Annotated in this window: 25 protein-coding genes; 15 read left to right on the forward strand and 10 right to left on the reverse strand. The window is 72.5% G+C overall.

Annotated elements, in window-relative coordinates; genetic code table 11:
• Nucleotides 1-310 precede the first annotated feature (310 nt).
• Together hemE and ACIBEJ_RS11490 are read left to right on the forward strand one after the other, a co-directional pair.
• Nucleotides 311-1,333 (forward strand): uroporphyrinogen decarboxylase, encoded by a 1,023-nt coding sequence (gene hemE, locus ACIBEJ_RS11485; protein ID WP_397182572.1) that lies wholly within the window; start codon nt 311-313, stop codon nt 1,331-1,333.
• Nucleotides 1,334-1,395: 62 nt separating this feature from the next.
• The gene (locus ACIBEJ_RS11490; RefSeq protein ID WP_397182573.1) at nt 1,396-3,315 is read left to right on the forward strand and encodes a BTAD domain-containing putative transcriptional regulator; all 1,920 of its coding nucleotides are present in this window, start codon (nt 1,396-1,398) and stop codon (nt 3,313-3,315) included.
• Nucleotides 3,316-3,340: 25 nt separating this feature from the next.
• On the opposite strand, the gene ACIBEJ_RS11495 is transcribed toward ACIBEJ_RS11490, so the two are convergent.
• Nucleotides 3,341-4,252 carry a DUF4349 domain-containing protein gene (locus tag ACIBEJ_RS11495; protein ID WP_397182574.1) on the reverse strand — a complete coding sequence of 304 codons (912 nt, stop codon included), beginning with the start codon at nt 4,250-4,252 and terminating at the stop codon, nt 3,341-3,343.
• Nucleotides 4,253-4,351: 99 nt separating this feature from the next.
• Here ACIBEJ_RS11495 and hemG point away from each other — a divergent pair, with 99 nt between their 5' ends.
• The 3 genes from hemG to ACIBEJ_RS11510 all read left to right on the forward strand — a co-directional run bounded on the left by hemG (nt 4,352) and on the right by ACIBEJ_RS11510 (nt 7,207).
• Nucleotides 4,352-5,749 (forward strand): protoporphyrinogen oxidase, encoded by a 1,398-nt coding sequence (gene hemG, locus ACIBEJ_RS11500; RefSeq protein WP_397182575.1) that lies wholly within the window; start codon nt 4,352-4,354, stop codon nt 5,747-5,749.
• A complete protein-coding gene (gene hemQ / locus ACIBEJ_RS11505) occupies nt 5,742-6,443 on the forward strand; it encodes a hydrogen peroxide-dependent heme synthase (protein ID WP_397182576.1) in 702 nt (233 codons plus the stop codon). The genes hemG and hemQ overlap by 8 nt, the downstream gene beginning before the upstream one ends.
• 233 nt (nt 6,444-6,676) lie before the next feature.
• Nucleotides 6,677-7,207, forward strand: coding sequence for a hypothetical protein (locus tag ACIBEJ_RS11510; protein ID WP_397182577.1), 531 nt, complete (start codon nt 6,677-6,679; stop codon nt 7,205-7,207).
• A gap of 185 nt (nt 7,208-7,392) precedes the next feature.
• Here the strand turns inward: ACIBEJ_RS11510 and msrB are convergent, their stop codons facing one another.
• The gene (gene msrB / locus ACIBEJ_RS11515) at nt 7,393-7,794 is read right to left on the reverse strand and encodes a peptide-methionine (R)-S-oxide reductase MsrB (RefSeq protein WP_397182578.1); all 402 of its coding nucleotides are present in this window, start codon (nt 7,792-7,794) and stop codon (nt 7,393-7,395) included.
• 594 nt (nt 7,795-8,388) lie between these two features.
• On the opposite strand from msrB, the gene ligD reads away from it, so the two are divergent.
• Genes ligD through ACIBEJ_RS11530 form a run of 3 tightly spaced genes read left to right on the forward strand, consistent with a single transcriptional unit; the run spans nt 8,389 to nt 13,524 of the window.
• Nucleotides 8,389-9,393: a non-homologous end-joining DNA ligase gene (ligD, locus tag ACIBEJ_RS11520; protein WP_397182579.1), complete on the forward strand. Its 1,005-nt coding sequence runs from the start codon at nt 8,389-8,391 to the stop codon at nt 9,391-9,393.
• Between the two features lie 55 nt (nt 9,394-9,448).
• Nucleotides 9,449-11,644, forward strand: coding sequence for an acyl-CoA dehydrogenase (locus ACIBEJ_RS11525; RefSeq protein ID WP_397182580.1), 2,196 nt, complete (start codon nt 9,449-9,451; stop codon nt 11,642-11,644).
• Between the two features lie 26 nt (nt 11,645-11,670).
• Nucleotides 11,671-13,524 carry a polysaccharide lyase family 8 super-sandwich domain-containing protein gene (locus ACIBEJ_RS11530; RefSeq protein ID WP_397182581.1) on the forward strand — a complete coding sequence of 618 codons (1,854 nt, stop codon included), beginning with the start codon at nt 11,671-11,673 and terminating at the stop codon, nt 13,522-13,524.
• 10 nt (nt 13,525-13,534) lie between these two features.
• Here the strand turns inward: ACIBEJ_RS11530 and ACIBEJ_RS11535 are convergent, their stop codons facing one another.
• The 3 genes from ACIBEJ_RS11535 to ACIBEJ_RS11545 all read right to left on the reverse strand — a co-directional run bounded on the left by ACIBEJ_RS11535 (nt 13,535) and on the right by ACIBEJ_RS11545 (nt 16,165).
• Nucleotides 13,535-14,197 (reverse strand): class F sortase, encoded by a 663-nt coding sequence (locus ACIBEJ_RS11535; RefSeq protein ID WP_397182582.1) that lies wholly within the window; start codon nt 14,195-14,197, stop codon nt 13,535-13,537.
• Entirely contained in the window at nt 14,198-14,665 is a 468-nt protein-coding gene (locus ACIBEJ_RS11540) for a hypothetical protein (protein ID WP_397182583.1), read from the reverse strand.
• A gap of 66 nt (nt 14,666-14,731) precedes the next feature.
• Nucleotides 14,732-16,165, reverse strand: coding sequence for an aldehyde dehydrogenase family protein (locus tag ACIBEJ_RS11545; protein ID WP_397182584.1), 1,434 nt, complete (start codon nt 16,163-16,165; stop codon nt 14,732-14,734).
• Nucleotides 16,166-16,214: 49 nt separating this feature from the next.
• Here ACIBEJ_RS11545 and ACIBEJ_RS11550 point away from each other — a divergent pair, with 49 nt between their 5' ends.
• A complete protein-coding gene (locus ACIBEJ_RS11550) occupies nt 16,215-16,922 on the forward strand; it encodes a polyphenol oxidase family protein (RefSeq protein WP_397182585.1) in 708 nt (235 codons plus the stop codon).
• A gap of 7 nt (nt 16,923-16,929) precedes the next feature.
• Here the strand turns inward: ACIBEJ_RS11550 and ACIBEJ_RS11555 are convergent, their stop codons facing one another.
• The 3 genes from ACIBEJ_RS11555 to ACIBEJ_RS11565 are packed head-to-tail and all read right to left on the reverse strand — an operon-like array spanning nt 16,930 to nt 19,137.
• A complete protein-coding gene (locus ACIBEJ_RS11555) occupies nt 16,930-17,283 on the reverse strand; it encodes a hypothetical protein (RefSeq protein WP_397182586.1) in 354 nt (117 codons plus the stop codon).
• Between the two features lie 26 nt (nt 17,284-17,309).
• Nucleotides 17,310-18,440: an ATP-dependent DNA ligase gene (locus tag ACIBEJ_RS11560; RefSeq protein WP_397182587.1), complete on the reverse strand. Its 1,131-nt coding sequence runs from the start codon at nt 18,438-18,440 to the stop codon at nt 17,310-17,312.
• 4 nt (nt 18,441-18,444) lie between these two features.
• On the reverse strand, nt 18,445-19,137 hold the full coding sequence (locus ACIBEJ_RS11565; RefSeq protein WP_397182588.1) for a pyrimidine reductase family protein: 693 nt from the start codon (nt 19,135-19,137) through the stop codon (nt 18,445-18,447).
• A 533-nt stretch (nt 19,138-19,670) separates the two neighbouring features.
• Between ACIBEJ_RS11565 and ACIBEJ_RS11570 the strand changes: the two genes are divergently transcribed.
• Nucleotides 19,671-20,075 (forward strand): hypothetical protein, encoded by a 405-nt coding sequence (locus tag ACIBEJ_RS11570; RefSeq protein WP_397182589.1) that lies wholly within the window; start codon nt 19,671-19,673, stop codon nt 20,073-20,075.
• A 27-nt stretch (nt 20,076-20,102) separates the two neighbouring features.
• On the opposite strand, the gene glgX is transcribed toward ACIBEJ_RS11570, so the two are convergent.
• The gene (glgX, locus tag ACIBEJ_RS11575; RefSeq protein WP_397182590.1) at nt 20,103-22,217 is read right to left on the reverse strand and encodes a glycogen debranching protein GlgX; all 2,115 of its coding nucleotides are present in this window, start codon (nt 22,215-22,217) and stop codon (nt 20,103-20,105) included.
• A 33-nt stretch (nt 22,218-22,250) separates the two neighbouring features.
• A complete protein-coding gene (locus ACIBEJ_RS11580) occupies nt 22,251-22,676 on the reverse strand; it encodes an OsmC family protein (protein ID WP_397182591.1) in 426 nt (141 codons plus the stop codon).
• Nucleotides 22,677-22,797: 121 nt separating this feature from the next.
• On the opposite strand from ACIBEJ_RS11580, the gene ACIBEJ_RS11585 reads away from it, so the two are divergent.
• The 5 genes from ACIBEJ_RS11585 to ACIBEJ_RS11605 all read left to right on the forward strand — a co-directional run bounded on the left by ACIBEJ_RS11585 (nt 22,798) and on the right by ACIBEJ_RS11605 (nt 26,783).
• Complete coding sequence (locus ACIBEJ_RS11585; protein WP_397182592.1) at nt 22,798-23,313, forward strand: RNA polymerase sigma factor; 516 nt, start codon at nt 22,798-22,800, stop codon at nt 23,311-23,313.
• Nucleotides 23,313-24,308, forward strand: a complete 996-nt coding sequence (locus ACIBEJ_RS11590) for a hypothetical protein (RefSeq protein ID WP_397182593.1) — start codon at nt 23,313-23,315, stop codon at nt 24,306-24,308. The genes ACIBEJ_RS11585 and ACIBEJ_RS11590 overlap by 1 nt, the downstream gene beginning before the upstream one ends.
• Before the next feature lie 71 nt (nt 24,309-24,379).
• A complete protein-coding gene (locus tag ACIBEJ_RS11595) occupies nt 24,380-24,979 on the forward strand; it encodes a hypothetical protein (RefSeq protein ID WP_397182594.1) in 600 nt (199 codons plus the stop codon).
• A gap of 362 nt (nt 24,980-25,341) precedes the next feature.
• Nucleotides 25,342-25,893, forward strand: a complete 552-nt coding sequence (locus ACIBEJ_RS11600; protein WP_397182595.1) for a sigma-70 family RNA polymerase sigma factor — start codon at nt 25,342-25,344, stop codon at nt 25,891-25,893.
• Nucleotides 25,893-26,783: a maleylpyruvate isomerase family mycothiol-dependent enzyme gene (locus ACIBEJ_RS11605; protein WP_397183250.1), complete on the forward strand. Its 891-nt coding sequence runs from the start codon at nt 25,893-25,895 to the stop codon at nt 26,781-26,783. The genes ACIBEJ_RS11600 and ACIBEJ_RS11605 overlap by 1 nt, the downstream gene beginning before the upstream one ends.
• The last annotated feature ends 1 nt before the right edge of the window (nt 26,784 follow it).

Here is a 26,784-nt window from a genome sequence, read left to right on the forward strand (position 1 = left end):
CCAGTCGGGGCACGTGTCAGGCTCGTGCCCGTCAAGGCACAGCGGCTGCTCGAACCACCGCTCGCCGGCGCAGTCGGGGCAATGTTCACTGCGGAGGGAGCTCCACAACGCGGTCATCGCACGAGGCCTTTCTTGTGATCGTGGCTCTGACGGTGACACGGGTCGCTGACAATTCCGCGCAACGCGCTCGGCGTGTCCCGAAAGTGGTTGCCGAATCGATGCCGCGCGGCGGCTTGGCGAACTCTTGATCCAGAATTTCCCGCCCTGCTCCGGTGCACCGACCACCCGAGTGCCGTGGCAGGCTTGGAGCGTGAATCTCGACGACTCCGCCTTTCTTCGCGCCTGCCGCCGCGAGCCCGTCCCGCACACCCCCGTGTGGTACATGCGGCAGGCCGGCCGTTCGCTGCCCGAGTACCTGAAGGTGCGCGAGGGCACGCCGATGCTGGCCGCGTGCGCCGACCCCGACCTGATCGTCGAGATCACCCTGCAGCCGATCCGCCGCTACGGCGTCGACGCCGCCATCTTCTTCAGCGACATCGTGGTCCCGCTCAAGGCCATCGGCGTCGACCTCGACATCAAGCCGGGCGTCGGCCCGGTCATCGCCGACCCGATCCGCGACGCGAAGGGCCTGGAGGCGCTGCGCCCGCTGGAGCCGGACGACGTCCGCTACGTCACCGAGGCGATCGGCACGCTGGTGGGCGAGCTCGGGCCCACGCCGCTGATCGGCTTCGCGGGCGCGCCGTTCACGCTGGCCTCGTACCTGATCGAGGGCGGACCCTCCAAGAACCACGACCGCACCAAAGCCATGATGTACGGCGAGCCCGACCTCTGGCACGCGCTCATGGACCGCCTGAGCGGCATCGTCCTGGAGCACCTGCGCATCCAGGTCAGGGCCGGAGCCTCGGCCATCCAGCTCTTCGACTCCTGGGTCGGCGCGATCGCGCCCGCCGACTACCGCGAGTTCATCGCGCCCCACACCAGCCGCATCTTCGCCGGGGTGGCGGAGGTGCCGCGCATCCACTTCGGCGTCGGCACCGGCGAACTGCTCGGCGAGCTCGGCGAGGTGGGCCCGGACGTGGTGGGCGTGGACTGGCGCGTGCCGCTGGACGAGGCCGTCCGCCGCGTCGGCCCCGGCAAGGCGCTGCAGGGCAACCTCGACCCGGCCATCCTGCTGGCCCCGTGGGAGGTCGTCGAGGAGCGCGCCCTGGACATCCTGCGCCGGGGCCGCGCCGCCGAGGGCCACGTCTTCAACCTGGGCCACGGCGTGCTGCCCAGCACCGATCCCGACCAGCTCAAGCGGCTGACCGAGCTGGTCCATGCGTTTCCGGTATGACACCTGACATACTTCGGCCGACTTAGTATGGTCGAAGGCGTCGGGCGACCGGGGGGAACCGGGTGGAAATCGGTGTTCTGGGGGAGCTGGCGATCGTCCGCGGCGGCCGGCCGGTCGCGCTGACCTCGTCCAAGCAGCGCAACATCCTGGCCGTGCTCCTGAGCAGGGCCAACCGGGCCACCACGGACGGCGGCCTCGCCGCCGCGGTGTGGGGTCAGTCCCCGCCGTCCGCCGCGACCGTCCGCTGGCACGTCCATCACGTACGGCAGGCCCTCGGCGACGACCGCATCGCCCGGCGCGACGAGGCGTACATCCTGCTCCTCGACCCCGCCGAACTCGACGCCGCCCGCTTCGAACGCCTGCTCGCGCTGGCCCGCGAGCAACGCGCGCCCGAGGCGGCGGCGGCCGTCTACGGCGAGGCGCTCGCCCTGTGGCGCGGCGACGCCTACGCCGGTCTCGACGCGGTGAGCGGGGAGGCGGCCCGCCTGGAGGAACTGCGGCTGGCGGCGGCGGAGGAACGCGCGCAGAGGTTGCTGGCCCTGGACCGTCCGGCGGAGGCGGCGGCCGAGCTGGCGCCGCTGGTGGCCGCCCACCCGCTGCGCGAAGGGCTGCGCGCCGCCCACGTGCTGGCCCTGCACCGCTCCGGCCGCCGGGCCGAGGCGCTGAGCTCCTACCGGGAGGGACGCTCCCGCCTGGTGGCCGAACTGGGCGTCGAACCCGGCCGCCACCTACGCGCCGCCCACGCCCAAGCCCTGAACGGCGACCCACCCCACGCATGGCACGGCGACCCACCCCACGCATGGGCCGGCGACCCACCCAACGCGTGCCACGGCGACCCACCCCACGCTTCGCGCGGCGACGCGCGACCGAGTTCCGTTCAGGCGCTGTCCGGCGACCCGTGGCCGAGTCCCGCGCAGCTTCCGCCCGACGTCGTCGCCTTCACCGGTCGTCGGCCGGAGCTCGCCGCGCTCGACCGTGCGCTCGAAACCGGCGCCGCCGCCGTCGTCACCGGCCCGGCGGGCGTCGGCAAGACGGGGCTGGCGCTGCGCTGGGCCCACACGCGCGCCGTCCGCTTCCCCGACGGACAGCTCGCCGCCGACCTGCGCGCCGGGACGGGACCGGTCCCGCCCGCCGAGGTCCTGGCCAGATTCCTGCGCGCGCTCGGCGTCACCGACGTCCCCGGCGGCCTCGACGAGCGCGCCGCCCTCTACCGCACGCTGCTGCGCCACCGCCGCGTGCTGGTGGTCCTGGACGACGCCGCCTGCGCCGCCCAGGTACGCCCCCTGCTGCCCGGAGCGCCAGGCTGCCGGGTGCTGGTCACCGGGCGCGGCCGGTTCGAGGGCCTGGTGGGGGAGGGCGCGACGCCCATGCGCCTCGACGTGCTGCCCCGCGACCAGGCGGTCAGCCTGCTCCAGCGCCTCGTCCCTGCGCCCTCGGTAGACGAGGACACGGTCCTGCCGCGGATCGCCGAGCTGTGCGACGGGCTGCCGCTGGCGTTGCGCGCCGCCGCCGCCCGGCTGGCCACCCGCCCAGGCTGGACCGCCGGACTGCTGGCCGGCCGGATGCGCGCCGAGCACAGCCGCCTGGACGAGCTGCGCGCCGGCGACCTCGACGTCCGCGCCGCCATCGCCACCGGCTACGAGGCGGTGGGGGAGCGGGAACGCCTGCTCTTGTGCCTGCTCGGCCTGCTGCCCGCGGCCGTCGAGTGCACCCCGTGGCTGGTCACGGTCATGCTCGGCGCGGGCCTGGAGGAGGCGGGCGGCCTGCTCGACCGCCTCGCCGACCAGGAGCTCCTGCGGCACGAGCGCGCCGACGAGCAGGGCTGGGAACGCTACCGGATGCACGCGCTGGTCAGGCTGTTCGCGGCCGAGCGGGCCGCCGCCGAGGTCCCCGCCCGACTGCGCGACCAGGCCGTCGCCCGCGCCATGGCCTCCCCGATGGGCCGCCGCCGTCCCAACTCCGCCAAACTCTGCGTGGTCTGACGGCCGCCCGAGGCCATACGCGGGCTCACGTGGCGGGTGTCTCCTCCGGTTCCGGTGCGGGAGCGGGTCTGGTGGTACGGCCGCGCCGTACCAGGAGGACGAAGAGCAGCACCACGGGCGCGACGATCAGCAACCAGGGCAGCACCACGCCCAGCACGGTGACCGTGACCTTGAGGAAGTCCACGAGCGCCCGCCACCCCGCGGCCAGCCCGCCCAGGAAGCCGGGCGGCTCGTCGTCGGGCGGGATCACCTCGGCGGCCGGACCCACGAGCCGCAGCGTCACCGTGGCCATCCCGACCTGCCCGGCCAGCTCCTTCTGCCGGGCCTGCAGCGACTCCAGCTCGGCCTCGCGGTTCTGGATCTCGCGCTCGACCTCGAGCACCTGGCCGATGGTCTTGGCCTTGCCCAGCAGCGTGCGGAGCGAGGCCAGCGCGTCCTGTGCGGACTTCAGCCGGCTGTTGACGTCGGCGACCTCCATGGTCACGTCCTGGGTGCCCTGGGTCATCGACAGCCGCTTGCCGAGGTCGCGGCCGAACGCGGTCAGGACCTCCTGGTAACGCGCGGGCGGCACCTTGAACTCGAGGGTGGCGCTGGCCTCCTGCTGCTCGGCAGCGCGCGACTCCTCCTTCGACAGGTGCCCGCCGGCGCCGGTGACGATCGTCTTGGCCGACTCGGCGGCGGCGGTCACGTCCTTGGCCCGCACGGTCACGCTCGCGACGTAGATGATCTGACGCTCCTGGACGGTCACCTTCACGCCGGAGGTGACCGTCTTGCCCGCGCTCTCGCGTGAGTAGTCGGCGTCCGCGGGAGCCTGCGACTTCAGCGCGCGCTCCGGCATGGCCATGTCGCTCTGGGCGACACCGGACGCGCCGCCTCCGCCGCCGCAGCCGGACAGCAGCACGGCGGCCATCGCCGCCGCCAACGCCATTCTCTTCATGACCATAAGGACGGGTCCGGCCCGGCGCCGGTTCTCACGGGGGCGTCTCGATAGGGTCACGCGTCCGACCGGCGTGCGCAGGCGGTAGCGTCTTGAGGCGTGGAAGGGAACCGGGCGCACGTCGTCATCGTCGGAGGCGGGATCTCAGGGCTGGCCGCCGCGTGGCATCTGCGGCAGAGCGGCGGCGAACGCGTCAAGGTGACCGTGCTCGAAGGCAGCCCCCGCATCGGGGGCAAGCTGCACGCCTCCGAGGTGGCAGGGGTCATGGTGGACGCGGGCGCCGAGGCGATGCTGGCCAGGCGGCCCGAGGGCAAGGACCTGGCCAAGGCGGTCGGGCTCGGCGACGAGCTGGTCACCCCCGGCACCACCTCGGCCTCGGTCTACTCGCGCGGAGCACTGCGCCCGCTGCCCAAGGGCCAGGTCATGGGCGTGCCCGCCGACCTCACCGAACTGGCCAGGTCGGGCATCATCTCCCCGGCCGGGCTCCTGCGGGTCCCGCTCGACCAGGTGCTGCCGGCGACGCTCGTGCGCACGGACGTCTCCGTCGCCGCCTACATCCGCGCCCGCATGGGCGAGGAGGTCCTCGACCGGCTGGTGGAGCCGCTGCTCGGCGGCGTGTACGCGGGCCGTTCCGACATGCTCTCCCTCGAAGCCACGATGCCGAGCATCGCGATCGCCGCCCGCACGGAACGTTCCCTGCTCGGCGCGGCACGGGAGATCGTCGAGGAGGCGCCCAGGTCGGCGGGGCCGGTCTTCACCTCGCTGCGCGGCGGGCTCGGCAGCCTGCCCGAGGCGGTGGCCAAGGCCGGCGGAGCCGACATCAGGACCGGGGTGACGGTCAGGGAGCTGCGCCGTACCGAGTCGGGCTGGCAGTTGGTGACCGGGCCGGTACCGCGGCCGGAGGTGATCGAGGCGGACGCGGTGATCCTCGCCGTCCCGGCCGCGCCCGCCGCGCGGCTGCTGCGCGCGGAGGTCCCGAAGGCCGCCGCCGAGCTGGCCAGGATCGAGTACGCCAGCATGGCCGTCGTCACCCTCGCCTACACCCCGCGGTCCTTCCCCGAAGCGCCGACCGGCAGCGGCTATCTCGTGCCTCCGGTCGAGGGACGGCCGGTCAAGGCGGCCACGTTCAGCTCCGTCAAGTGGCCGCACCTGTCCGACGACCTGCTCATCGTGCGCTGCTCGGTGGGCCGGATCGGCGAGGAACACCTTCTGCAGCGCGCGGACTCCGAACTGGTCTCGCTGGCCATGGCGGAGATGACCGAGGTGATGGGGGTGCGCGGGCTGCCCGTGGACAGCCGCGTCACCCGGTGGGGCGGCGCGCTGCCGCAGTACAACGTGGGCCACCTGGATCGGGTGGCCAGGGTTCGCGCGGCGGTGGCCGTGCAGCCGGGCCTCGCCGTCTGCGGCGCGGCCTACGACGGGCTCGGGATTCCCGCGTGCGTCGCCACGGCTCGCACGGCGGCCGCCAGGATTCTGGGAGAATTGACACATGACTGAGGGTGCGCAGCGGCCGAAGGCCCGCGATCTCAACCAGGTGATCCGCTACACCATGTGGTCGGTGTTCAAGGTCACCGAGCCCTGCCCGGGCAACCGCGAGGGGCTGGCCGACGAGGTCACCGAACTGCTGGAGCAGGAGGCGCGCAAGGGCGTCGTCACCCGCGGCAGCTACGACGTGGCCGGGTTCCGGGCCGATGCCGACTACATGTTCTGGTGGCACGCGGCGACGCCCGAGGACCTGCAGGACGTGTACTCGCGCTTCCGCCGCACCGGCCTCGGCCGGGGCAGCGAGCCGGTGTGGTCGGCGATGGCGCTGCACCGGCCGGCAGAGTTCAACAAGTCGCACATCCCGGCCTTCCTGGCAGAGGAGGAGCCGCGGGGCTACGTGTGCGTCTACCCGTTCGTGCGCTCGCTGGAGTGGTACCTGCTCGACGACGCCGAGCGGCGGGCGATGCTGGCCGAGCACGGGCAGATGGCGCGCGACTACCCGGACGTGCGGGCCAACACGGTGGCCTGCTTCGCGCTGAACGACTACGAGTGGATGCTGGCCTTCGAGGCCGACGAGCTGCACCGGATCGTCGACCTGATGCGGCACCTGCGGGGCGCCAAGGCCCGTGAGCACACGCGGATCGAGATCCCGTTCTACACCGGGGTGCGCAAGCCGATCGGCGAGCTGGTCAACGCGCTGCCGTAAGCGATGGGCCCGGTGCTTGCGTACGTGCCGGGCAAATCCTCCATCTCCCGTACCCGATCATCCGGTTGTTGTCACAATCGGCAGGGAAGTCCCTAGGGAGCGGGGGTGTACGGGTGGCACGTTCCAGAACTCCCGGAAGACACGGACGGCGGCGGCGTCCGGGATCGCGGTTGCGGGCGGGCGCCGGTGGTGCGGCGTTACTGCTCGGGGGCGGGGTCCTGGCCTGGTGGTTCGTGCCGGACCGTCCGGACCCGGGCAGGCAGGCGCGGCCCGTACCCGCCGCGGCCGTGGACCGGCGGGCCGGGGACATCGAACGCGAGCCCGGCAGGACCGAGCTGCCGGCCACGCCCGATGTCACGGGTGCGGCGAGTCAGGCGAGCGTGCCGAAGCCGTCCGCGGCCAAGGGCGAGGGGCCGGACACCGGCAACGCGGCCAAGGGCGAGGGCCCGCACACCGACAAGAAGGCGGCCGAGCACTTCCGCACCCGCTGGGGGCCCGGCGACCCGGCCGTCAAGCACCTCAAGGACATCCGCACCGTCGGCGGATATCTGCGCATCTACACCGACCTGCCGGAAGAGGCGGACAACTCAAAGAACGCCCTCACCCTGTGCGAACGCGGCCTCGACTACCTGCGCGAGCAGGGAGTCACCGATCCGGTGGTCTTCGTCCAGGCGGAGTTCGGGGAGAACGGCAACCCGATCCTCGCCAACATCCTCGGCCCCGCCGACACGACCTGCCGTGTCACCCATCCCGACACCGACTGAAGCTCGCGGGGGTGCTGCCCTTGAGCTCAGCGGATACGGACGCGGGTTTTGAGGCAGACCTCGCACCGCTGCGTGACGACGCGGCCGATCGCCTCAATCGTCATCCAGCGATGACGAAGATGGACAAGGCTCACATGGAGTTCCCTACCCGCGCCACACGATCGAAACGCACTGTCGCCGGTTGATCACTCGGTGGGTTCGAGCCGGAGTGAGACGGAGTTGATGCAGTAGCGGTCGTCGGTGGGGGTGGCGTACCCCTCGCCGTGGAAGACGTGCCCGAGGTGGGAGTCGCAGCGCGCGCAGCGCACCTCGGTGCGGATCATGCCGTGGCTGTGGTCCTCGATCAGGGTGACGGCGTCCGACTGCGACGGCTCGAAGAAGCTCGGCCACCCGCAGTGCGACTCGAACTTGGCCTGCGACCGGAACAGCTCCGCGCCGCACGCGCGGCAGGAGTAGACGCCCTCGGTCTTGGTGTCGACGTACTCGCCGGTGAAGGGCCGCTCGGTGCCGGCCTCACGCAGCACGTGGAACTCCTCGGGCGAGAGGCGCACCCGCCACTCGGCCTCGGTCTTGACCACCTTGTCCATGGGTCCAGCGTACGAGATCCGGCAAAAAGAGATCTCCGCAGGGGGAAGCATCCTTTCTGGGGCGATTTTGCGTCTTTATCGGTATGGGGGGCGTCATCGCCTCCTGTACTGGGGTGAGATCACCCGTCTGGTCGTACGTGCGGCACAGCCCACGCCCGTGCTGGCGCCGCCGACGACCGCAAGGCCGGCCGGGCGACGCGCCAGCGCCCGGAACGGCGTCAGACGAGTGATCTTCTGTCCGTCCGTCGAGCCCCCGGTCCCGCCACCGGCCGGGCTCCGGACGGCCCCTTTCTCGGTCGCTGTCGTGGGTCCTTTCTTCCGTTGCGGGCGACTTCTGCCGGGCGCTCTTGTTCTGTTGTGGGTAGCGACTTCTGTTGTGGGCGACTTCTGTTGCGGGCGCTATTTCCGTTACGGCAAGCCGCTCCCTCCGCCACCCGCCGACGCGGGCGGGCGTCGATCGGCGGGATCGCTTCTCACGTCGGACACATACCTCGCCGCCACGGCCCTTCGTCGACCGGCCGACGGGGAACCCGCCCTTGGCGGTCGGCCCCTGGTGCCGGTTTATTGACGGGGGCGGCGAGTATGGTCGTGGGCATGGCATCGCCGTACATAGAGCTTGAAGTCGGAGAGCGGATCGTCAAGGTCACCAACCCCGACAAGGTGTACTTCCCTGACATTGGTGTCACCAAGCGTGAGCTGGTGGAGTACTACATCAGCGTGGGCGAAGGCGCCCTGCGGGCGATGAAGGATCGCCCCACCAACCTCAAGCGGCATCCTGACGGCATCCAGACCGACGCCATCTACCAGAAGCGCATGCCGCCCAAGCATCCCGACTGGTTGCAGACCGCGACCGTCACGTTTCCCAGTGGGCGGAAGGCCGACTCGCTGCGGGTGACCGAGGTCGCGGCCATCGCCTACTGCGCCAACCTCGGCACGATCGACTTCCACCCCTGGCAGGTGCGGGCTCAGGACGTCGAGCATCCCGACGAGCTCCGCATCGACCTCGACCCGCAGCCCGGGTTGCCCTTCGACGCCGTGCGGAAGGCCGCCTTCCTCACCCGGGAGGTGCTCGACGAACTGGGCATGACCGGGTTCGCGAAGACCTCGGGGAACCGGGGCGTGCACGTGGCCGTCCGGATCCAGCCGAACTGGGACTTCATCGAGGTACGGCACGCGGGCATCGCCCTGGCCAGAGCCGTGGCCGATCGGGCCCCCGACCTGGTCACCACCGCCTGGTGGAAGGAGGAGCGGGGCGATCGGGTGTTCATCGACTTCAACCAGAACGCCCGCGACCGGACCGTCGTCAGCGCCTACTCCGTCCGGGCCCGGCCCGAGGCGCTGGTGTCCGCTCCGGTGACCTGGGACGAACTGGCCGACGCCGAGCCTGCCGACTTCGACCTGCGTACCATGCCCGCTCGCTTCGCCGAGAAGGGGGACGTGCACGCGGCCATCGACGACGAGGCGTACCCGCTCGACCGGCTCCTGGAGTGGTACGCCAAGGACGACCGCGGCGACATGCCCTACCCGCCCAACTACCCGAAGATGCCCGGGGAGCCGATGCGCGTGCAGCCCAGCAAGGCGCGGGCCAACAAGGAGTAGCCGCGCGCCTGCCGCCCGCCTTGTCGGTGACCGAACAAGGTTCTAGGGTCGGCGCATGAGCATCGGACTGACCGAGGAACACCGGGCGCTGGCCGAGTCCGTACGCGGGCCGGCCGGACGCGGGATCGACCGCGCGGCGCTGGCGCGGCAGGGGTTGTTCGGCGTCCACGTGCCGGAGCCGAGCGGCGGCCAGGGCTTCGGCCTGCTGGAGCTCTGCGTCGTCCTGGAGGAACTCGGCCGGGCCCGCGCCGACGCAGCCTTCCTCCCCACCGCCCTGACCGCCGCCCTCCTCCCACCCGGCCACCCCCTCCTCCCCGCCCTGGCCAACGGCACCCAAACCGCCACAATCACCCTCCCCACCCCATCACCTCCCCCCGCCCCGACGAACACCCCCTCCGCCCATCCCCACGCCTCCTCCGCCCAGCCCCCGGCCTCCGCGGGCCAGCCCCACGCCTCCTCCGGTACGGCGACCGCCCTGGGCCCAACCGACGCCGACCTCTTCCTCGTGCCGGTGGAGGGCGGTTGGGCGTTGCTGGACCGGTCGTCGGTCACCGCCGAGCCCCTGGAGGGCGTGGACCTCGACCGGCCGCTGTGCGCGGTGACCGTGCGCGAGGTGCCCGCCGGGCGAGAGCTGGGGCCGTTGCCGGTCAGGGAGGTGGCGGCCGTGCTGCTCGGGGCCGAGTCGTGCGGCCTGGCCGCCTGGGCCGTGGACACCGCCGCCTCCTACGCCAAGGTCCGCGAGCAGTTCGGCCGCCCGATCGGCCAGTTCCAGGGCGTCAAGCACCGGGTCGCCGCCGCGCTGGTCGCCCTGGAGCAGGCCCGCGCCGCCGTCTGGGACGCCGCCCGCGCCCTGGACGCCCTTGCCACGGCCACCGGTGCCGAGAGTGCCGCCGGTGGGGCCGAGGAAGCGGGGCGTGTCAAGGGTGCTGCGAGTGGGTCCGAGGGGGCGGGCCGTACCGAAGGGGGTGAGGTGGGGCTGGCGGTCGGGGTGGCGGCGGTGCTCGCGCCCGATGCCGCCGTGCGGTGCGCCGCCGACGCCATCCAGGTGCTGGGCGGCATCGGCTACACCTTCGAGCACGACGCCCACCGCTACTACCGCCGCGCCCTGGCCAACCGCATGCTGGCCGGCGACCCGGGGGAGTGGAGCGAGCACGTGGCCCGGCTGGCCGCGGCGGGGGTGCGCAGGGCCATGGAGCCCGATCTGCCCGAGGATGCGGCGGCGCTGCGAGCCGAGATCAGGGCCCACGCCGAGTCGCTGGCCCAGGAGGAGCCGCCGGCCAGGCTCGGACGGTTCGCGCGAGAGGGCTGGATCATGCCCTACCTGCCCAGACCGTGGGGGCGAGGCGCCACGCCGCTGGAGCAGGTCGTGATCCACCAGGAGTTCCGCGAGCTCAAGCGCCCCAATCTGGGCATCGCGGCCTGGGCGGTGCCCTCCATCGTCACCTACGGCACCCGCGAGCAGCAGGAACGTTTCCTGCCGAAGACGTTCACGGGCGAGATCGTGTGGTGCCAGTTGTTCAGCGAGCCCGGCGCCGGGTCCGACCTGGCGGGCCTGTCGACCAAGGCCACCCGCGTGGAGGGCGGCTGGTCGCTGAGCGGGCAGAAGATCTGGACGTCGCTGGCCCAGTACGCGCACTGGGGCATCTGCCTGGCCAGGACCTCACCTGACAAGCACCGCGGCATCACGTACTTCCTGGTCGACATGTCCGCGCCGGGCGTCACCGTCCGGCCGCTCAAGGAGATCAACGGCGAGGAGATCTTCAACGAGGTCTTCCTCGACGACGTCTTCGTCCCGGACGACCTGGTCGTCGGCGAGGTGGACAACGGCTGGAAGGTGGCCCGCGACACCCTCTCCCACGAGCGCGTCGCCCTCGGCGACTCCTGGGGCCCCGGCTCGCAGCACACCGACATGATGCGGCTGATCACCGGCCGGGACGGCCTGCGCCGTTCGCAGTGGGAGCAGGCGGGGCGGCTGTGGGCGGAGGGGCAGGCGATCTCGGCGCTCGGCCTGCGGGGCACGCTGTCCCGGCTGTCGGGCGGCGGCTCCGGCACCACGGCGAGCGTGCGCAAGCTGCTGGGCATGCGGCACGCGCAGGCGATCTCGGAGTTCTGCTGGTCGGTGGACCCGTCCAGCCGCTACTGGAACCGCATGATCCTCACCACCCGCGCCTTCACCATCGGCGGCGGCACCACGGAGGTGCAGCTGAACATCATCGCCGAGCGCGCCCTCGGCCTGCCCCGCGACCCGTAGGCGGTCAGGCCCCTAGAGTGATCGTCGTGAGTGAGGCCGCCGACACGATCAGGGCACGGCTGCTGGCCGGGCTGCGCCGCGAGGCCGGGCCGCCGCCGTCCGCGCCGGGTCCCGACGGCCTCTGGGCCGACATCGACTACGCCGACCTGGACGTGACCGTCTGGGCGCCGTTCGAGCACCTGGTCAGGCTGCGCGCGCTGGCCCCCGCCGAGCCCGGCCACGCGGTACGCGCCCTGGACGCCTGGCTGCGGATGGACCTGCGCTGCCCCAACTGGTGGTACGACCAGCTAGGCGCCCCACGCGTCCTCGGCGACGCCGCCCTTCTGCTGGACACCTCTCCCGATCCCCGGCTCATCACGATCCTCTCGCGGGCTTCCGTCGGCGGGATGACCGGCCAGAACCTGCTCTGGGCGGCCGAGGTCGTCATCCGCCGATGCCTGCTCGACGGCGACGACGAGGGGCTGGCCGAGGCGTTCCGCCAGGCCGCGACGCTGCTGGTCCCGGACGAGGGCGAGGGCATCCAGCCCGACCTCAGCTTCCACCAGCACGGCCCGCAGCTCTACTCGGGCGGCTACGGGCACAGCTTCGCCGTGGACATGGCCGCCCTGGCCACGCTGGCCGAGGGCACCCCGATGGCGATGCCGGAGGAGGCGATGGAGGTGCTGGCCGCGTACTTCCTCGACGGGCAGCGCTGGATGGTCCACGCCGGCCGCTACGACATCGCCGTCATGGGCAGGGAGAGCACCCGCGAGGGCAACGCCGCCCGCGGTCCCGCCCTGGAGGCGGCGGCCAGGTCCCTGGCCGCGGGCGGCGGCCCCCGCGCCGAGGAACTGCTCCACTTCGGCCGGGGCCCCGGCACCGGCGCCCGCTACTTCTGGCGCTCCGACTACCTGGCCGTCTACCGCCCGAACTGGTCCGCGGCCGTCAAGACCTCCTCGACCAGGACGGTCCTGTCCGAGGCGGGCAACGGCGAGGGCCTGAGCGGGCGCCACCTGTGCGACGGCGTGACGCACTTGTGGCGCACCGGCGAGGAGTACCACGCGCTCTGGCCGGTGATGGACTGGCGCCACCTGCCCGGCACCACCGTCGCGTACCGTAACGGGCCGCTGCCCGCCGCCGACTTCGGCCAGGACACCGGCGGCTCCGACTTCGCCGGCGGCCTCACCGACGGCCCCTACGCCATGGCCGCCATGCACCTCGACCGCGACGGCGTCAGGGCGCGCAAGTCCTGGTTCTTCTTCCTGGACGAGTACGTGGCGCTCGGCGCCGGCATCACCTGCGCCGACCCGGACGTCCCCGTCCACACCACCATCGACCAGACCACGCTCACCGGCGAGGTACGCCTGGCCGGCGGCACCCTCCACCACAACGGCGTCACCTACTTCTTCCCGCACCCCGGCCCGCTGACGGTCCGCTCCGGCACCCGTTCGGGCAACTGGGCGGCCGTCAACCGCTCCCAGTCGGCGCGCGAGCTGTCGGCCGACGTCCTGGAGATCTGGCTCGACCACGGCCGCGCGCCGGCGGACGCCTCCTACGCCTACATCGCCGTCCCCGGCCTGCCCGCCGACACGCTGACCTCCCCGCGCCCGCTGACCGTCCTCGCCAACACCCCGGACGTCCAGGCCGTACGGCACAGCGCCCTCGACCTCACCCAGATCGTCTTCCACAACCCGGGCACCCTCGCGCTGCCCGGCGGCTCCATCACCACCGACCGCCCGGTCCTGGTGCAGGTACGCGGCCCCGCCGCCCTGGCCGCCGCCTGCCCGCTGGGCACCGGCGGCCAGGTCCACCTCACCCTCGACCACCAGGGCACCACCCGCGAGCTCGACCTGAGCCTGCCGCCCGGCCCGACCCTCACCCTTCCGGCGACAGGGCGGTGAGATCCGGCCCTCAGCCCTGCCGCGACCGGCCGGAGCGGGGGTAGAACGGGGCGGCCAGGTGGGCGTAGACGATCGTGTTCTCCCGGTAGCTGCCCGCCCGCGCGTCGAAGGCGCCGCCGCAGGTGACCAGGCGCAGCCCGGGGTAGGCCAGCTTGCCGTACACCTTGCGGGTGGGGAAGCGGGTCTTGGGGGTGTGCTCGACCCGGTCCACCAGGAACACCGCCACCGACCGGTCGGCGCGCAGCACCTGCACCTGGTCGCCCTTCTTGACGTTGCGCAGGTACGCGAAGACGGCCGGCCCCGTCCGGGTGTCGAGGTGGCCGGTGATGACGGCGGCGCCGCGCTGGCCGGGGACCGGGCCGTAGCGGTACCAGCCGGCCAGGTTCGCGGGGGTGAGCGGCGGGTTCTCGATGGCGCCCCCGGCGTCCAGGCCCAGCTCCATCAGCGGGGCGGACACGCCGATGGACGGGATGTAGACGGCGGTCGGCCGGGCGGGCTCCATCGGGGCGGCGGTGCGGCCGCCCTTGGGGAGCTTCAGGTCGCGCGGGGGAGCGGGCGTCGCGGCGGCGGGGGCGGGTGGCGGGGTGAACAGGCCGTCCAGGCCCAGGGCGATCAGCGCGATCCCGGCCAGGGAGACGGCGCCCGCCCCGGCCAGGATGAGCTTCTGGGCCAACTACGCGCCGCCTTCGCGCCGCCGTACCGCGAAACCGGTGAGACCCGCGCCGGTGAGGAGCGCGGCGCCGCCGACGGCGAACGGCCAGACGGCGCCCTCGCGCGCCAGCCCGCCCGCGCCCGTCTCCGGGTGGCCGTCGGGGACCCTACGCTCGTCCTCGTCGACGGGCTTCCACGGGTCCTTCGGCGCCTCCTCCTGCGGGGGCGGGCCCTCGGTCCAGGGGTCCTCCGGCTCGGGGCGGTCCGACCAGCTCTCCATCGGGTTGGGCGCCGACGACCACGGGTCCTTCGGCTCGCCGCCGCCCGGGGGCTCGTCGCAGGGGAGCAACGGGAGCGGCAGGCAGGTGGCGGACACGGTGGCGCTCTCCGCACCCGTCTCCGCCGCGGCCGTTCCGATGGCGAGGCTCACCCCGCCGGTCACGAACGCCACCAGGGCTCCGGCGGCTGCGAGTCGTCGCGCTGATGCCATGGGCCGAGCCTCGCGAACTATTGGACCGGGAGTCAAGTAGTGTGACCGAAGTGAGATGCGTCACTTCTAGGTCTGGATGATGGCCGCCTTCTCCCTGGTGTACTCCAGGACCGCGTCGTGGCCGTAACCGGAGTCCTTCACGCCGCCGAACGGCAGGCCGGGTGGCATCTGGCGAAAGGTGTTGACCCAGACGGTGCCGCTCTGCAGGTCGCGTACGAACCGGTGGGCGCGGCCCAGGTCGCGCGTCCAGACGCCGGCGGCCAGGCCGTAGGCGGAGTCGTTGGCGATGGCCAGGGCCTCGTCGTCGGTCTCGAACGGCAGGGCCACCGCCACCGGTCCGAAGATCTCCTCCTGGCACACGCGCAGCGCGTTGTCGCTCGCGGTGTAGAGCGTGGGGGCGACCCAGTAGCCGCCGGGCAGCGCGGCGACCACGTCCGCGCCGGTACGCCCGCCGAAGACCAGCTCCGCGCCCTCCTTCTCGGCGATCTCCAGATAGGACGAAACCCGCTCGTACTGGCCGGCGGAGACGATCGGGCCCATCGTGGTGGCCAGGTCGAGGGGGTCGCCGAGGATGACGTTCGCGGCGGTCTCGGTGATGCGGGCGAGCATCTCGTCCCAGATCGAGCGGTGGATGAGGATACGCGAGCCGGCGACGCACACCTGCCCGGCGTTGCCCGTGTAGATCGAGTTGACCGTGACGCCCTCCGCCGCCTTGCCGAGGTCGGCGTCGGGGAAGACGATGTTGGGCGACTTGCCGCCGAGCTCGAACGTCATCGGCTTGATCCCGGCCGCCCGCGTGATCGCCAGGCCGGTCTCGGTGGAGCCGGTGAGGCTGATCTTGTTCACGCCGGGGTGGCGCACGAGCGCGTCGCCGACGTCCTCGCCCATGCCGCTGACGATGTTGAGCACGCCGGGCGGGAAGACGTCGGCCAGCAGCTCGCCCAGCCGCAGCACCGAGGCGCTGGCCTGCTCGGCCGGTTTCACGATGACCGTGTTGCCGGCCGCGAGGGCGAAGGCGGCCTTCGCGGAGAACGTCGAGATCGGGCTGTTCCAGGGGATGATGCAGACCGCCACGCCGTACGGCTCGCGCCGGGTCAGGCCCAGCGCGTCGGGACCGAGGATGACCGTGTCGCCCTTGACCGCCTCCAGGCACTGCCCGGCGGCGATCTGCCACAGATAGGCCATGCCCGGCAGGTCCCTGTTCAGGGTGTCGCGCAGGATGCGGCCGTTGTCGGTGGTCTCCAGGGTGGCCAGTTCCTCGGTGTGCCGGATGAAGATCTCGGCGACCTGGCGCAGGAAGTGCGCGCGGCCCAGGGCGGGCATGCCGGACCACCGGGGGAGCGCCTTCCTGGCGGCGGCGACGGCGGCGTCCGCGTCCGCCTTCCCGCCGGCGGGGATGCGGGCCCACACCTCTCCGGTGGCCGGATTGACCGAGTCGAGGGTCCTGCCGTCGGCCGAGGGGACGAGCTTCCCGCCGATGAGGTTGCGGTAGTCAGTCACGATACCAAGCATATGCTTGGTTGGGATCAGTGACCATAGGATGGTCGCCATGCAGCTCGCTCCCGGCGTCCGTGCCGCCGTCACCGACCGCCATGGGGGCGTGAGCGCCCCGCCGTACACCTCGCGCAACCTCGGCGGGCTGGTCGGCGACGACCCCGAGGCCGTGCGGGCGAACCGGGCGGGCGTCGCGGCCGAGCTGGGCGTGCGCGGGATCGTCTTCATGACGCAGGTCCACGGCGCGGACGTCGTCCATGTGAGCGAGCCCTTCGGGCAGGACGCGCCGCCGGTGGACGCCGTGTTCACCGGCGAGCCGGGCCTGGCGCTGGCCGCGCTCGGGGCCGACTGCCCGGCCGTGCTGGTGGCCGATCCGGTGGCGCGCCTGGTCGGGGCGGCCCACTCGGGACGGCCCGGCACCGAGGCGGGGATCGCGGGCGCGCTGGTGCGGGCCATGACCGGCAAGGGGGCGCGGGCCGAGCGGATGGTGGCGCTCATCGGGCCGGGAGCCTGCGGGCGCTGCTACGAGGTGCCGGAGGACCTGCGGGAGCGCGTGGCGGGCGTCGTGCCGGCGACCCGCTCCACGACGTCCTGGGGCACGCCCGCGCTCGACCTGCGCGCGGGCATCGAGGCGCAACTGGTGGCGGAGGGCGTGGGCGAGGTGCGCCACGACGCCCGCTGCACCATCGAGACCGATGACCTCTACTCCCACCGGCGCGAGCGGGTCGGCGGACGCTTCGCCGGGCTCGTCTGGCTGGAGTGAGCCCCGGTCAGCCGCCCTTGCGCTCGCCCATCCCGGCGGCGAAGGCCCAGTTGACCATCGCCAGGCCGCCCCAGATCCAGATCAGGCCCCCGGTGCTGGCCTCCAGGGCCAGCAGGACGATCGTGGCGGCGGTGCCCATGACCAGCGAGACGATCGCCAGCGCCAGCCGCATGCCGTCGGACCTGCTGCTCTGGCGGGCCACCTGCTTGGCGCTGGGCATCCTGGCCAGGCGCTCGTCGACCCTGCGGTCGATCTCGGCGCTCATCTTGTCGATGAAGGACTCGACCACCGCGTCCTCGTACTCGGGTCCGAGGTCGCGGCGGGCCGAGACCGCCGCGCGTACGTCATCGCCCGTGCTCATATATCGAGATATAACGGCTTTGAGGGTCAGCGGGCAAGGATGTCGTCGAGGTTGTAGGCAACCGGTCTTTCTAGCTGCTCGTAATTGCAGGATTCGGGTGTCCGGTCCGGCCGCCAGCGCCGGAACTGGGCCGTGTGACGGAACCGGTCGCCCTCCATCGCGTCGTAGGCCACCTCCATCACCAGCTCCGGCCGCAGGGGGATGAACGACAGGTCCTTCTTGGCGTTCCACCGCGAGACCGCGCCGGGCATGCGCTGGCCGCCGCGCGCGGGCGTCGCGGCCGGGCCGCCCTCCTGCGCCTGGAGGATCGCCTGGTCGGCCCAGGCGCCCCACGGATGCTCGCCGAGCTGCGCCAGGTACGGCTTGAGCTCCTCCACCAGCTCCGCCCGGCGGGCCATCGGGAAGGAGGCGGCCACGCCGACGTGGTGCAGCTTGCCGTCGGGGCCGTAGAGGCCGAGCAGGATCGAGCCGACGATCGGGCCCGTCTTGTGCTCGCGGTACCCGGCCACGACGACGTCGGCGGTGCGCTCGTGCTTGACCTTGAACATGGTGCGCTTGTCGGGGATGTACGGCTGGTCGCCGGGCTTGACGATGATGCCGTCGAGCCCGGCGCCCTCGAACATCTCGAACCACTCGTCGGCCTGCTCGTCGTTCCTGGTCACCGGGGTCAGACGAATAGATCCGCCTTTCTCCGGAAAAATCCCCTCAAGGCGGGCGCGGCGCTCCGCGAACGGCGTCTCCATCAGCGACTCCTCGCCCAGCGCCAGCAGATCGAAGGCGATGAACGAGGCCGGAGTCGTCTCCGACAACATCTTCACCCGCGAGGCCGCCGGATGGATGCGCTGCTGGAGCTGCTCGAAGTTGAGATGCGTGTCATGGATCAGCACGATCTCGCCGTCGACCACGCACTTGTCGGGAAGCTCCCGCTTCACCGCCTCGACCAGCTCGGGGAAGTAGCGGGTGAACGGCCGCTCGTTGCGGCTGCCCAGGAACACCTCGTCGCCGTCGCGGAAGATGATGCAGCGGAAGCCGTCCCACTTCGGCTCGTAGAACAGCGTGCCGTCCTGCTTCGGCATCGCCTTGATCGCCTTGGCCAGCATCGGCGGCACCGGCGGCAGCACCGGCAGGTCGAGCTGGATCTCGGTGGGCTCCTCCATCGGCTCACTTCCTCACATAGCGGTTGAACAGCACGCCGTCTTCCTCGAGCACCTGGGCCAGCGTCAGGCCGACCTGCGCGCCCTCGCCGTTGAGTATGCGCGCCGCCGTGCCGCCGACCAGCAGCGGGCTCACCGACAGGCACAGCTCGTCGATCAGGTCGTCCGCCGCGAGCTGCGCGTTGAGCCGCGGTCCGCCCTCGCACAGGATCCGTCCCAGCCCGCGCTCCCGCAGCGCCTGTACGGCCAGCGGCATCTCCACCCGCTCCGCGCCCGCCAGGATCACCTCGGCGTGCCTGCCCGCCTCCGCCCGCCGGTCGGCTGGGGCCGCCTCACAGGTGATGACGATCGTGGGCGACTCGGCCTCGGTGAACAGCGGGCTGCCCAGGTCGAGGTCGAGCCGGCGGGTGATCACGGCGATGGGCGGGGGCACCTGCCTGCCGGGTCGGCGTTTGGCGGGGCCGTACCCCTCGGTGCGGACGGTGGCGGCGCCCGCCAGGATCACGTCGGCCAGCCCGCGCAGGACCCCGAACAACCGGCGGTCGCCCTTGCTCGAAAGCCCCCCGGACAACCCCTTGAGCCAGGCCGCGCCGTCGGCACTGGCCACCATGTTGACCCGCAGCCACGGTCTTCCCTCCGGGTAGGCGTAAGCCTGGGCCAGGTCGGGGTCGTCATGGGTGTCCGGGTGAATGCGACGCACCCCTCTACCTTGGCACACACCCCCGACAAGCCGCCCCCGCCACGTGTCCCACACCCCTGTACGGGGGCGCCGCGGCTGCCCGGCAACCAGACCACGCACGGGCCGACAACTACGCTCAGGCAAGCGCGCAACGGCCGACAAGCACGCGTCTGGGCTCCGGTGCCAAGAGGCGCCTCGGGGGATGCCACTGGGAGGCGACTGGGCAGCGGTTCCAGAGGACATGCGCGGGCACGGCTGGGACATGCGCGAGCGCCGCTGAGGCACGGCTCCGGGGATGCGGCGGCCTCCGGCAGGGATGCGGACCGGCGGTGACGGGGGCGGCTTCGGGGGTTGGCGGCCCTGGGAGGGACGGGGCGCGCGGCGGCGGGGGAGCGGGTCGGCGGGTGGGGTTGCTGGGGTGGGTGGGGGGAATGGCGCAGGGAGGACGGGGTGGGTGGTTGGCGGAAGATATAGCGCTTTGGTGGATCTGAATGACGTACGTGATGTCTTGTGCTTAACGTGGCGATAGGGCGTGGGGACTACAAGGAGGCCCGGTGGGTCTGGTCACTGTCGTGACATGGCTGTTCACTGCGATCGTCGGAATCTACCTGCTCTACCTCTGGCTGTCAGGCGGCGGCCTGCGGCAACAGGCGACCAAGGTCACCCGCTTCCCGGTGGCGCTGATCTTCTCCCATCCGGCGCTCGCGATCTCCGCGCTGGCCTGCTGGGTCGCGTTCCTGCTCACCGGCAGCAGGGTGCTGGCCTGGGCGGCGTTCGGGGTGCTGGCGGGCGCGGCGTTGCTGGGGTTCACGATGTTCACGCGCTGGCTGGGCGCGGGGCGGCACGCCAAGGGTGCCGAGCGGCGGCTGCCCGTGCTGGCGGTGCTGCTGCACGGGGTGGCGGGGGTGACGACGTTCGTGCTGGTCCTGCTCACCGCGGCCGTGGCACGTGGCCAGTAGGGCGTACCCCCTGACCCCACAAGACGATCAGGACACGCGGCGCAGGAGCTGGAGGCTGCGGGAGGCGACGGCGACCAGGGCGGCGGGCAGCCACTGCTCGTCGGCGAAGGGCTCGTCGCGGGCCGTGTCGTCGCTGGTGTCGAAGACGGTCTGCCACGCCTGCCCGAACTCCTCGCCCGGCAGCGTGAACGTCATGTCCTCGTGGTGGGCGTTGATCAGCAGCAGGAACGAGTCGTCCTCGATGCGCTCCCCGCGCGGCCCCGGCTCCGTGATGGCCTGGCCGTTGAGGTAGACCATGAGCGACTTGGCGTAGCCGGTGTGCCAGTCTCCGGCGGTCATCTCGGCCCCAGCCGGCGTCAGCCACACCAGGTCGCGCCCGTGCTCGGCGGTGCGGCCGCGGAAGAACCGGCGGCGCTGGAAGACCGGGTGCTCGCGGCGCAGCCTGGCCAGCGACCTGGTGAACTCCAGCAGGTCGGACTCGGTGTGCACCGCCGTCCAGTCGATCCAGGTGAGCTCGTTGTCCTGGCAGTAGGCGTTGTTGTTGCCCCGCTGCGAACGGCCCAGCTCGTCGCCGTGGGAGAGCATCGGCACGCCCTGCGACAGGAAGAGCGTGGCCAGGAAGTTGCGGCGCTGGCGGTGGCGCAGGCGGACGATCTCCGGGTCCTCGACCGGCCCCTCGGCCCCGCAGTTCCAGGAGCGGTTGTCGTCGGTGCCGTCGCGGTTGTCCTCGCCGTTGGCCAGGTTGTGCTTGCGGTCGTAGGAGACCAGGTCGGTGAGGGTGAAGCCGTCGTGGCAGGTCACGAAGTTGATGGAGGCGACCGGGCGGCGGCCCGAGGTGGCGTAGAGGTCGGCCGAGCCGGTCAGCCGGGAGGCGAACTCGGGCAGCGCCGAGCCGGTCCCGCGCCAGAAGTCGCGCACGGTGTCGCGGTACTTGCCGTTCCACTCCGTCCACAGGGGCGGGAAGTTGCCGACCTGGTAGCCGCCAGGACCCACGTCCCACGGCTCGGCGATCAGCTTCACCTGGGAGATCACCGGGTCCTGCTGGATCAGGTCGAAGAACGCGCTCAGCCGGTCCACGTCGTGCAGCTCGCGGGCCAGGGCCGAGGCCAGGTCGAAGCGGAAGCCGTCCACGTGCATGTCCAGCACCCAGTAGCGCAGCGAGTCCATGATGAGCTGCAGCGCGTGCGGCGAGCGGGCGTTCAGGGAGTTGCCGGTGCCGGTGTAGTCGAGATAGTAGCGCCGGTCGCCGTCGTGCAGGCGGTAGTAGGCCGCGTTGTCGATGCCGCGGAAGCCGAGCGTCGGCCCCATGTGGTCGCCCTCGGCCGTGTGGTTGTAGACCACGTCCAGGATGACCTCGATGCCCGCCTCGTGCAGGGCGCGCACCATGGCCTTGAACTCCAGCACCTGCTGCCCGCGCGAGCCCGCGCTGGAGTAGGGGCCGTGCGGGGCCAGGAAGGCCATCGTGTTGTAGCCCCAGTAGTTGGTCAGCCCCCGCGCCACCAGGAAGTGCTCGGGCACGAAGTGGTGCACCGGCATCAGCTCGACCGCGGTCACCCCGAGCGAGACCAGGTGGTCGATCACCGCCGGGTGCCCGATCCCGGCGTAGGTGCCCCGCTGCTCCGCCGGCACCGACGGGTGGCGCATCGTGAGCGCCCGCACGTGCGCCTCGTAGATCAGCGTCTGGTGGTACGGCGTGCGCGGCGGCCGGTCGTTGCCCCACTCGAAGAACGGGTTGATCACCACGTTCTTCGGCATGTACGGCGCGCTGTCGGCCTCGTTGAACTCGTCGGGATTGGTGAACCGGTAGGCGAACAGCGCCTCGTTCCAGGTCAGCTCCCCGTCGATCGCCTTGGCATAAGGGTCGAGCAACAGCTTGGCCGGGTTGCAGCGGTGGCCCTGCGACGGCGCGAACGGGCCGTGGACGCGGTAGCCGTACCGCTGGCCCGGGGAGATCCCGGGCAGGTAGCCATGCCAGACGAACCCATCCATCTCGGGCAGGTCGACGCGCTCCTCGGAGCCGTCGTCATGAAAAAGGCACAGCTCAACCCGCTCGGCGACCTCGGAGAACACCGAGAAGCTGGTGCCCACGCCATCCCAGGTGCCGCCGAGTGGATAGGGCTCGCCCGGCCAGACCTCACGCATGTGACCCGATTGTCGCACGCGATCGACCCGTTGCTACAGCAGTTCCGCGTTCAGGCTGATCGTGGTTCCGGAAAGGGCCTTGCTGACGGGGCAGTTAGCCTTGGCCGTCTCCGCCGCCTCCTGGAACTGGTCGGGCGTGAGCCCCGGCACGTGGCCCTTGACGCTGAGCACGATGCCGGTGATGCCCTCGCCCGGCTGGAAGGTCACCTCGGCGCGGGTCTCCAGCGACTCCGGCGGCGTACCGGCCCCGGCCAGGCCGTGGGAGAGCGCCATCGAGAAGCAGGAGGAGTGGGCGGCGGCGATGAGCTCCTCGGGCGAGGTCTTGCCGTTGGCCGCCTCGGCCCGCGACGGCCAGGAGACCTCGAAGGTGCCGACGCCGGAGGTGTCGAGCGAGACCGTGCCGGAGCCGTCGAGCAGCGCGCCCTTCCACTGCGTGGTCGCGGTACGCGTGGTCGCCATGGCGATTGTCCCTTCATCGATTGCCGATACAGGTCCGAACATATCCTGTATCGCCGCGGTGACCATGAGTGGTCGGTTGTAATCGGAGCGGAGCGTCGTAATCCCCGCAGCGGAGGGCCCCGTGCCGGAGGACGATGAACGGTATGCCGCGTTGTACCACCGCCACTACTCCACGGTGCTGCGCTACGCCGCGCGCAGGGTCGGGCGGGACGCGGCGCCCGACGTCGCCGCGCGCGCCTTCACCGACGCCTTCCGCCGCCTCGACCAGGCGCCCGCGGAACGCCGGGCCGAGCGGGTCTGGCTGCTCGGCATCGCCCGCGGCCACGTCAGCAACGAATGGCGCGGCAGGCGCAGGCGCCAGGCGCTGACCGACCGGCTGGCCGTCTGGCGCGCGCCGCCGGTCGAGCAGGGCCTCGACGGCGAGATCGTCACCCGCCTCGCCTTCCACGAGGCGCTGGCGCGGCTGGCCGGCAAGGACAGGGAGGCGCTGCGCCTCTTCTACTGGGAGGGGCTCAGCGTGGAGGAGGCCGCCACCGTCGCGGGCTGCCGGGCGGGCACCATGGCCACCCGGCTCAGCCGGGCCAGGGCGCGCCTGCGCGAGCACCTGCGCACGCTCGGGTTCCAGGAGGGGAGCTGATGGACGAGCTCGCACGGCTGATGGCACGTCACGACCCGGCCCCGCACGAGGTGCCGCCCGACGAACTGCTGCTCGCCGAGATCCTCGCTACGGCCAGGCCGCGCCGTTGCTCCACGCTGTCCTGGCGGCTGACGTTCGGCGCGGCGCTGGCGACCGGGCTGGTGATCCTCGCGGCCGGCGCCATCCCCACGGCGCGGGCGCCGGACCGGCTGACCGTCGCCGCGTACTTCCGCCACCCCGGCGCGCCGCTGGCGCTGTGCGGGGAGCCGGGCCCCCGGCCGCGCAGGCTGCCGGGGACCGGGGGAGGGGGCCGGCGCGTGGTCCTGGGGCTGGCGGAGGCGGCGACGAGGTCCGGGCGCGCGGCCACGCGCGGCCACGGCCGGATCACCGCGGCCTCCTCGCTGCTGCGGCCGGACGGCAGGTCCGGCGTGCTGTCCAGACAGTGGACCCCCGGCCCCGGTCCCGCCTCCGCCCCTGGCCCCGGACGCAGTCTCGGCCCCGCCCCTAATCCCGGCCCCGGACGTAGTCTCCGCCCCGCCCCTAATCCCGGCTCCGGCCACGGTCTTGGCAGGCGGGTGGAGTACCCGCTGGAGGCCGCCGGGGATCGCCTCGTCCAGGGAACGGCCGGGCGGGAGGGGGCGTACCGGAGAGGACTGACGGGGGACGGGCCGGTCGGCGCGATCATCGCGGCCAACGAGAGCGAGGTGCTCGACGGGCCGCGCACCGCCGCGCTGTGGCGGGCGCTGGCCGGGCGGCCGGGATTACGCGCGCTCGGCCGGATCGTCGACCGGCGCGAACGCGGCGGGCAGGGCGTGGCCTTCGACATGGGCAGGACCGAGCGGTGGGTGCTGGTGGCCGATGCGGGCACCGGTGACCTGCTGGGTGTGGAGCGGGTGATGCTGCGGGCGGCCGACGGCCTGGAGGCCACGCCGCCCTGCGTACGCGACTTCTGGACCTTTCTCGACCGCGCCGACGTGACCACGGTCGGCGACTGAGCCCTCACCCGGCGGAGAAGTGCCCGGAAAGTCCGCGTAAGGAAAGCCGGGCGGCCGGACTCTTACCGGGCATGATGATGACGCCCGCTTGGTCCCCGCCGCACCCGGAGGACCTTCGTCCCACCCCTCGCGACGGCCGCCGCTGGTGCGGACCGCTCGAACACGTGCTGCGCCGGTTGTGGCCCCCCGGCGACGGCCCGCCGCCCGGCTTCGTCACCGCCGTGGACGACCTCGCCACCCTCGAGTACGGCCCCGCCACCCGCCTGGCCACCGGGCTAGCCATGCTGTGGATCGGCGGCACCGGCATCGGCTACGTGGTCAGGGACCCCGACCGCATCACCGGCCGTTGTCTGCCCTTCTCCCGCCCGGCGCCGTGGCCCGACCTCCCGCCGCCCTCGCCCGCGCGCATGCTCGCCGCCCACGCCCTGTGTGACCTCGACGGCCTGTCGTCCACGCTGGAGTGGCGCGCGCTGAACCGCCGCTGCCTGCCCCTCTTCCGCGACCGCCCCGCCCCGGGACCCCGCGACTGGTGGGCGGAGTCCTTCGCCCTGAAGTCCCCCGCCCGCATCGCCGCCGTCCTGGACGGCGACCGGACGGTCGCGGAGATCGTGGCCGCCTACCACCACCGCATCACCACCACCTACTCCACCCCACCCCGCCAGAACCCCTGACGCGGAAACCCCCGACGCGGGAACTCGCGACGCGGGAACCCGTGACGTGGGAACCCGTGACGTGGGAACCCCAACGCGGGAACTCGCGACGCGGAAACCCCCGACGCGGAAACCCCCGACGAGGGAATCCCTGACGCGGCTACCCCTGACCCTTCTCCCGTCTCCCGCAGACCCCGCGCGGCGCCCCTCCCCGCGCGGGTCCCGGGCAGGATCCCCACCCCCTGCCCGGGACACCTCCCGCCGGCGGGCGCCGAATTCGGAGGGCTGCTTCGTCATCCGGCTCAACATTTCCGGCGAATAGTGACATGCTCGGGTCGCGGCGCACCCGCCGCCTAGGTCCGGATCACGGGAGTGTGGTGCCAGTGGAGGCACCGTTCGACGACCGCCTGCTGCACCAACGGGTGGTCGGCGGCGATGAGTCCGCGCTCGGGGAGGTCTATGACCACCTCTCCTCGCTGATCTTCGGTCTCTCCCTCCGCGTCACCAGGGACCGGGTGATCGCCGAGGACATCACCCAGGAGGTGTTCCTGATCTTCTGGGAGCGCCCTCTGGCCTACGACCCCGACCGAGGCACCCTGCGCGCCTGGCTGGCCACGATCGCGCACCGGCGTGCCGTCGACCACGTCCGCGCCGAGGAACGGCGCAGGGTCTCCGTCCTGGGGCCGAGGCTGTTCGAGCCCGCGCCTGAGAGACTGGAGGAGACCGTGCTGGCCGCCGACGAGGCCAAGCGGGTCCGCCACGCGGTCACCCAACTGCCCGAAGGCTTACGCGAGGCGATTGAACTGGCGTACTTCGGTGGCCGTACATATCGGCAAGTTGGCGAGGAACTGGGCGTGCCCGAGGGCACGGCCAAGTCGCGTATCAGGCTGGCGCTGCGGCGCCTGGCCGACGCGCTGGCAGAGGAAGAGGTGTGATGGAGCCCGTCGAGCGTCTGTACCTGGACGCCCTCATGGAGGAAGCGGCCGTGCCCGAGCGGTCGCTCCGGCCGCAGTTGCTGGCCGGGGCCAGGGCACGCCGCCGACCGGCCGCGCCCACGGCCGCGTGGGCGGAGCCCTACGCCGGACGGGTGGCCGCCATGGACGCGCTGCTGACCTCCGCGGTGGACGACGACTGGGCCCGCGAGATCGTCGAGGGCTGGACTCTGCAGGAGCTCGTCGCCCACCTCGCCGCCAAGGACGGCCTGCTGGCCGCCTCGGTCGGCGCCCCGGTGCTCGGCCCCGCCCTCGACGCGATGGACGCGATGGGCCGCACCCTCCAGGTCCAGGAGTACGAGCGGGCGCGCAGCCCCGAGCAGACCAGGCGCGACTGGCGGGCACAGGCGGACGCGCTCTGCCGTCACCTCGGCGGCCTCGCCCCCGACACCCCCGCGACGCTCGACGGCGTGGCCGGCGCGCTCAGCGACCACGTCCTGGCCCGCGGCCTGGAGACGTGGATCCACACCGACGACGCCGCCTCGGTCGCCGGGGTACGGCTGCCGTACCCTGTCCCGGCCCACATCAAGCCGACCGCCGACCTGTGCGCCCGCCTGCTGCCGTGGACGATGCTGCTGTCCGGGGTGGACGGGGCCGGCCGTACCCTCGAACTGATCCTGACCGGCCCCGGCGGCGGGGAGTGGACGATGCCGCTCGGCGTCCACGACGCCGAGCCCGGCGTGCCCGACGCCTCGATCACCGCCGACGTGATCGACTTCTGCTTCCTGCTGGGCGGGCGGGGCGAGCCGGGAGCGTTCCCGGCCGAGATCACCGGCGACCGGGCCCTGGCCGCCGACGTCCTGCGCACCGCCCCGGCGCTGTCCGGTCCGTGAG

Origin of the sequence: Nonomuraea sp. NPDC050790, assembly GCF_044456745.1 — a bacterium.
GTDB lineage: Bacteria > Actinomycetota > Actinomycetes > Streptosporangiales > Streptosporangiaceae > Nonomuraea.

What these genes read in the sequence shown, in the direction of transcription:
- ACIBEJ_RS11495 (WP_397182574.1), bottom strand. Translation starts at nt 4,252, where the DNA reads ATGAAGAGAATGGCGTTGGCGGCGGCGATGGCCGCCGTGCTGCTGTCC.
- hemQ (WP_397182576.1), top strand. Translation starts at nt 5,742, where the DNA reads ATGACTGAGGGTGCGCAGCGGCCGAAGGCCCGCGATCTCAACCAGGTG.
- msrB (WP_397182578.1), bottom strand. Translation starts at nt 7,794, where the DNA reads ATGGACAAGGTGGTCAAGACCGAGGCCGAGTGGCGGGTGCGCCTCTCG.
- ligD (WP_397182579.1), top strand. Translation starts at nt 8,389, where the DNA reads ATGGCATCGCCGTACATAGAGCTTGAAGTCGGAGAGCGGATCGTCAAG.
- ACIBEJ_RS11525 (WP_397182580.1), top strand. Translation starts at nt 9,449, where the DNA reads ATGAGCATCGGACTGACCGAGGAACACCGGGCGCTGGCCGAGTCCGTA.
- ACIBEJ_RS11540 (WP_397182583.1), bottom strand. Translation starts at nt 14,665, where the DNA reads ATGGCATCAGCGCGACGACTCGCAGCCGCCGGAGCCCTGGTGGCGTTC.
- ACIBEJ_RS11550 (WP_397182585.1), top strand. Translation starts at nt 16,215, where the DNA reads ATGCAGCTCGCTCCCGGCGTCCGTGCCGCCGTCACCGACCGCCATGGG.
- ACIBEJ_RS11555 (WP_397182586.1), bottom strand. Translation starts at nt 17,283, where the DNA reads ATGAGCACGGGCGATGACGTACGCGCGGCGGTCTCGGCCCGCCGCGAC.
- ACIBEJ_RS11560 (WP_397182587.1), bottom strand. Translation starts at nt 18,440, where the DNA reads ATGGAGGAGCCCACCGAGATCCAGCTCGACCTGCCGGTGCTGCCGCCG.
- glgX (WP_397182590.1), bottom strand. Translation starts at nt 22,217, where the DNA reads ATGCGTGAGGTCTGGCCGGGCGAGCCCTATCCACTCGGCGGCACCTGG.
- ACIBEJ_RS11580 (WP_397182591.1), bottom strand. Translation starts at nt 22,676, where the DNA reads ATGGCGACCACGCGTACCGCGACCACGCAGTGGAAGGGCGCGCTGCTC.
- ACIBEJ_RS11590 (WP_397182593.1), top strand. Translation starts at nt 23,313, where the DNA reads ATGGACGAGCTCGCACGGCTGATGGCACGTCACGACCCGGCCCCGCAC.
- ACIBEJ_RS11595 (WP_397182594.1), top strand. Translation starts at nt 24,380, where the DNA reads ATGATGATGACGCCCGCTTGGTCCCCGCCGCACCCGGAGGACCTTCGT.
- ACIBEJ_RS11605 (WP_397183250.1), top strand. Translation starts at nt 25,893, where the DNA reads ATGGAGCCCGTCGAGCGTCTGTACCTGGACGCCCTCATGGAGGAAGCG.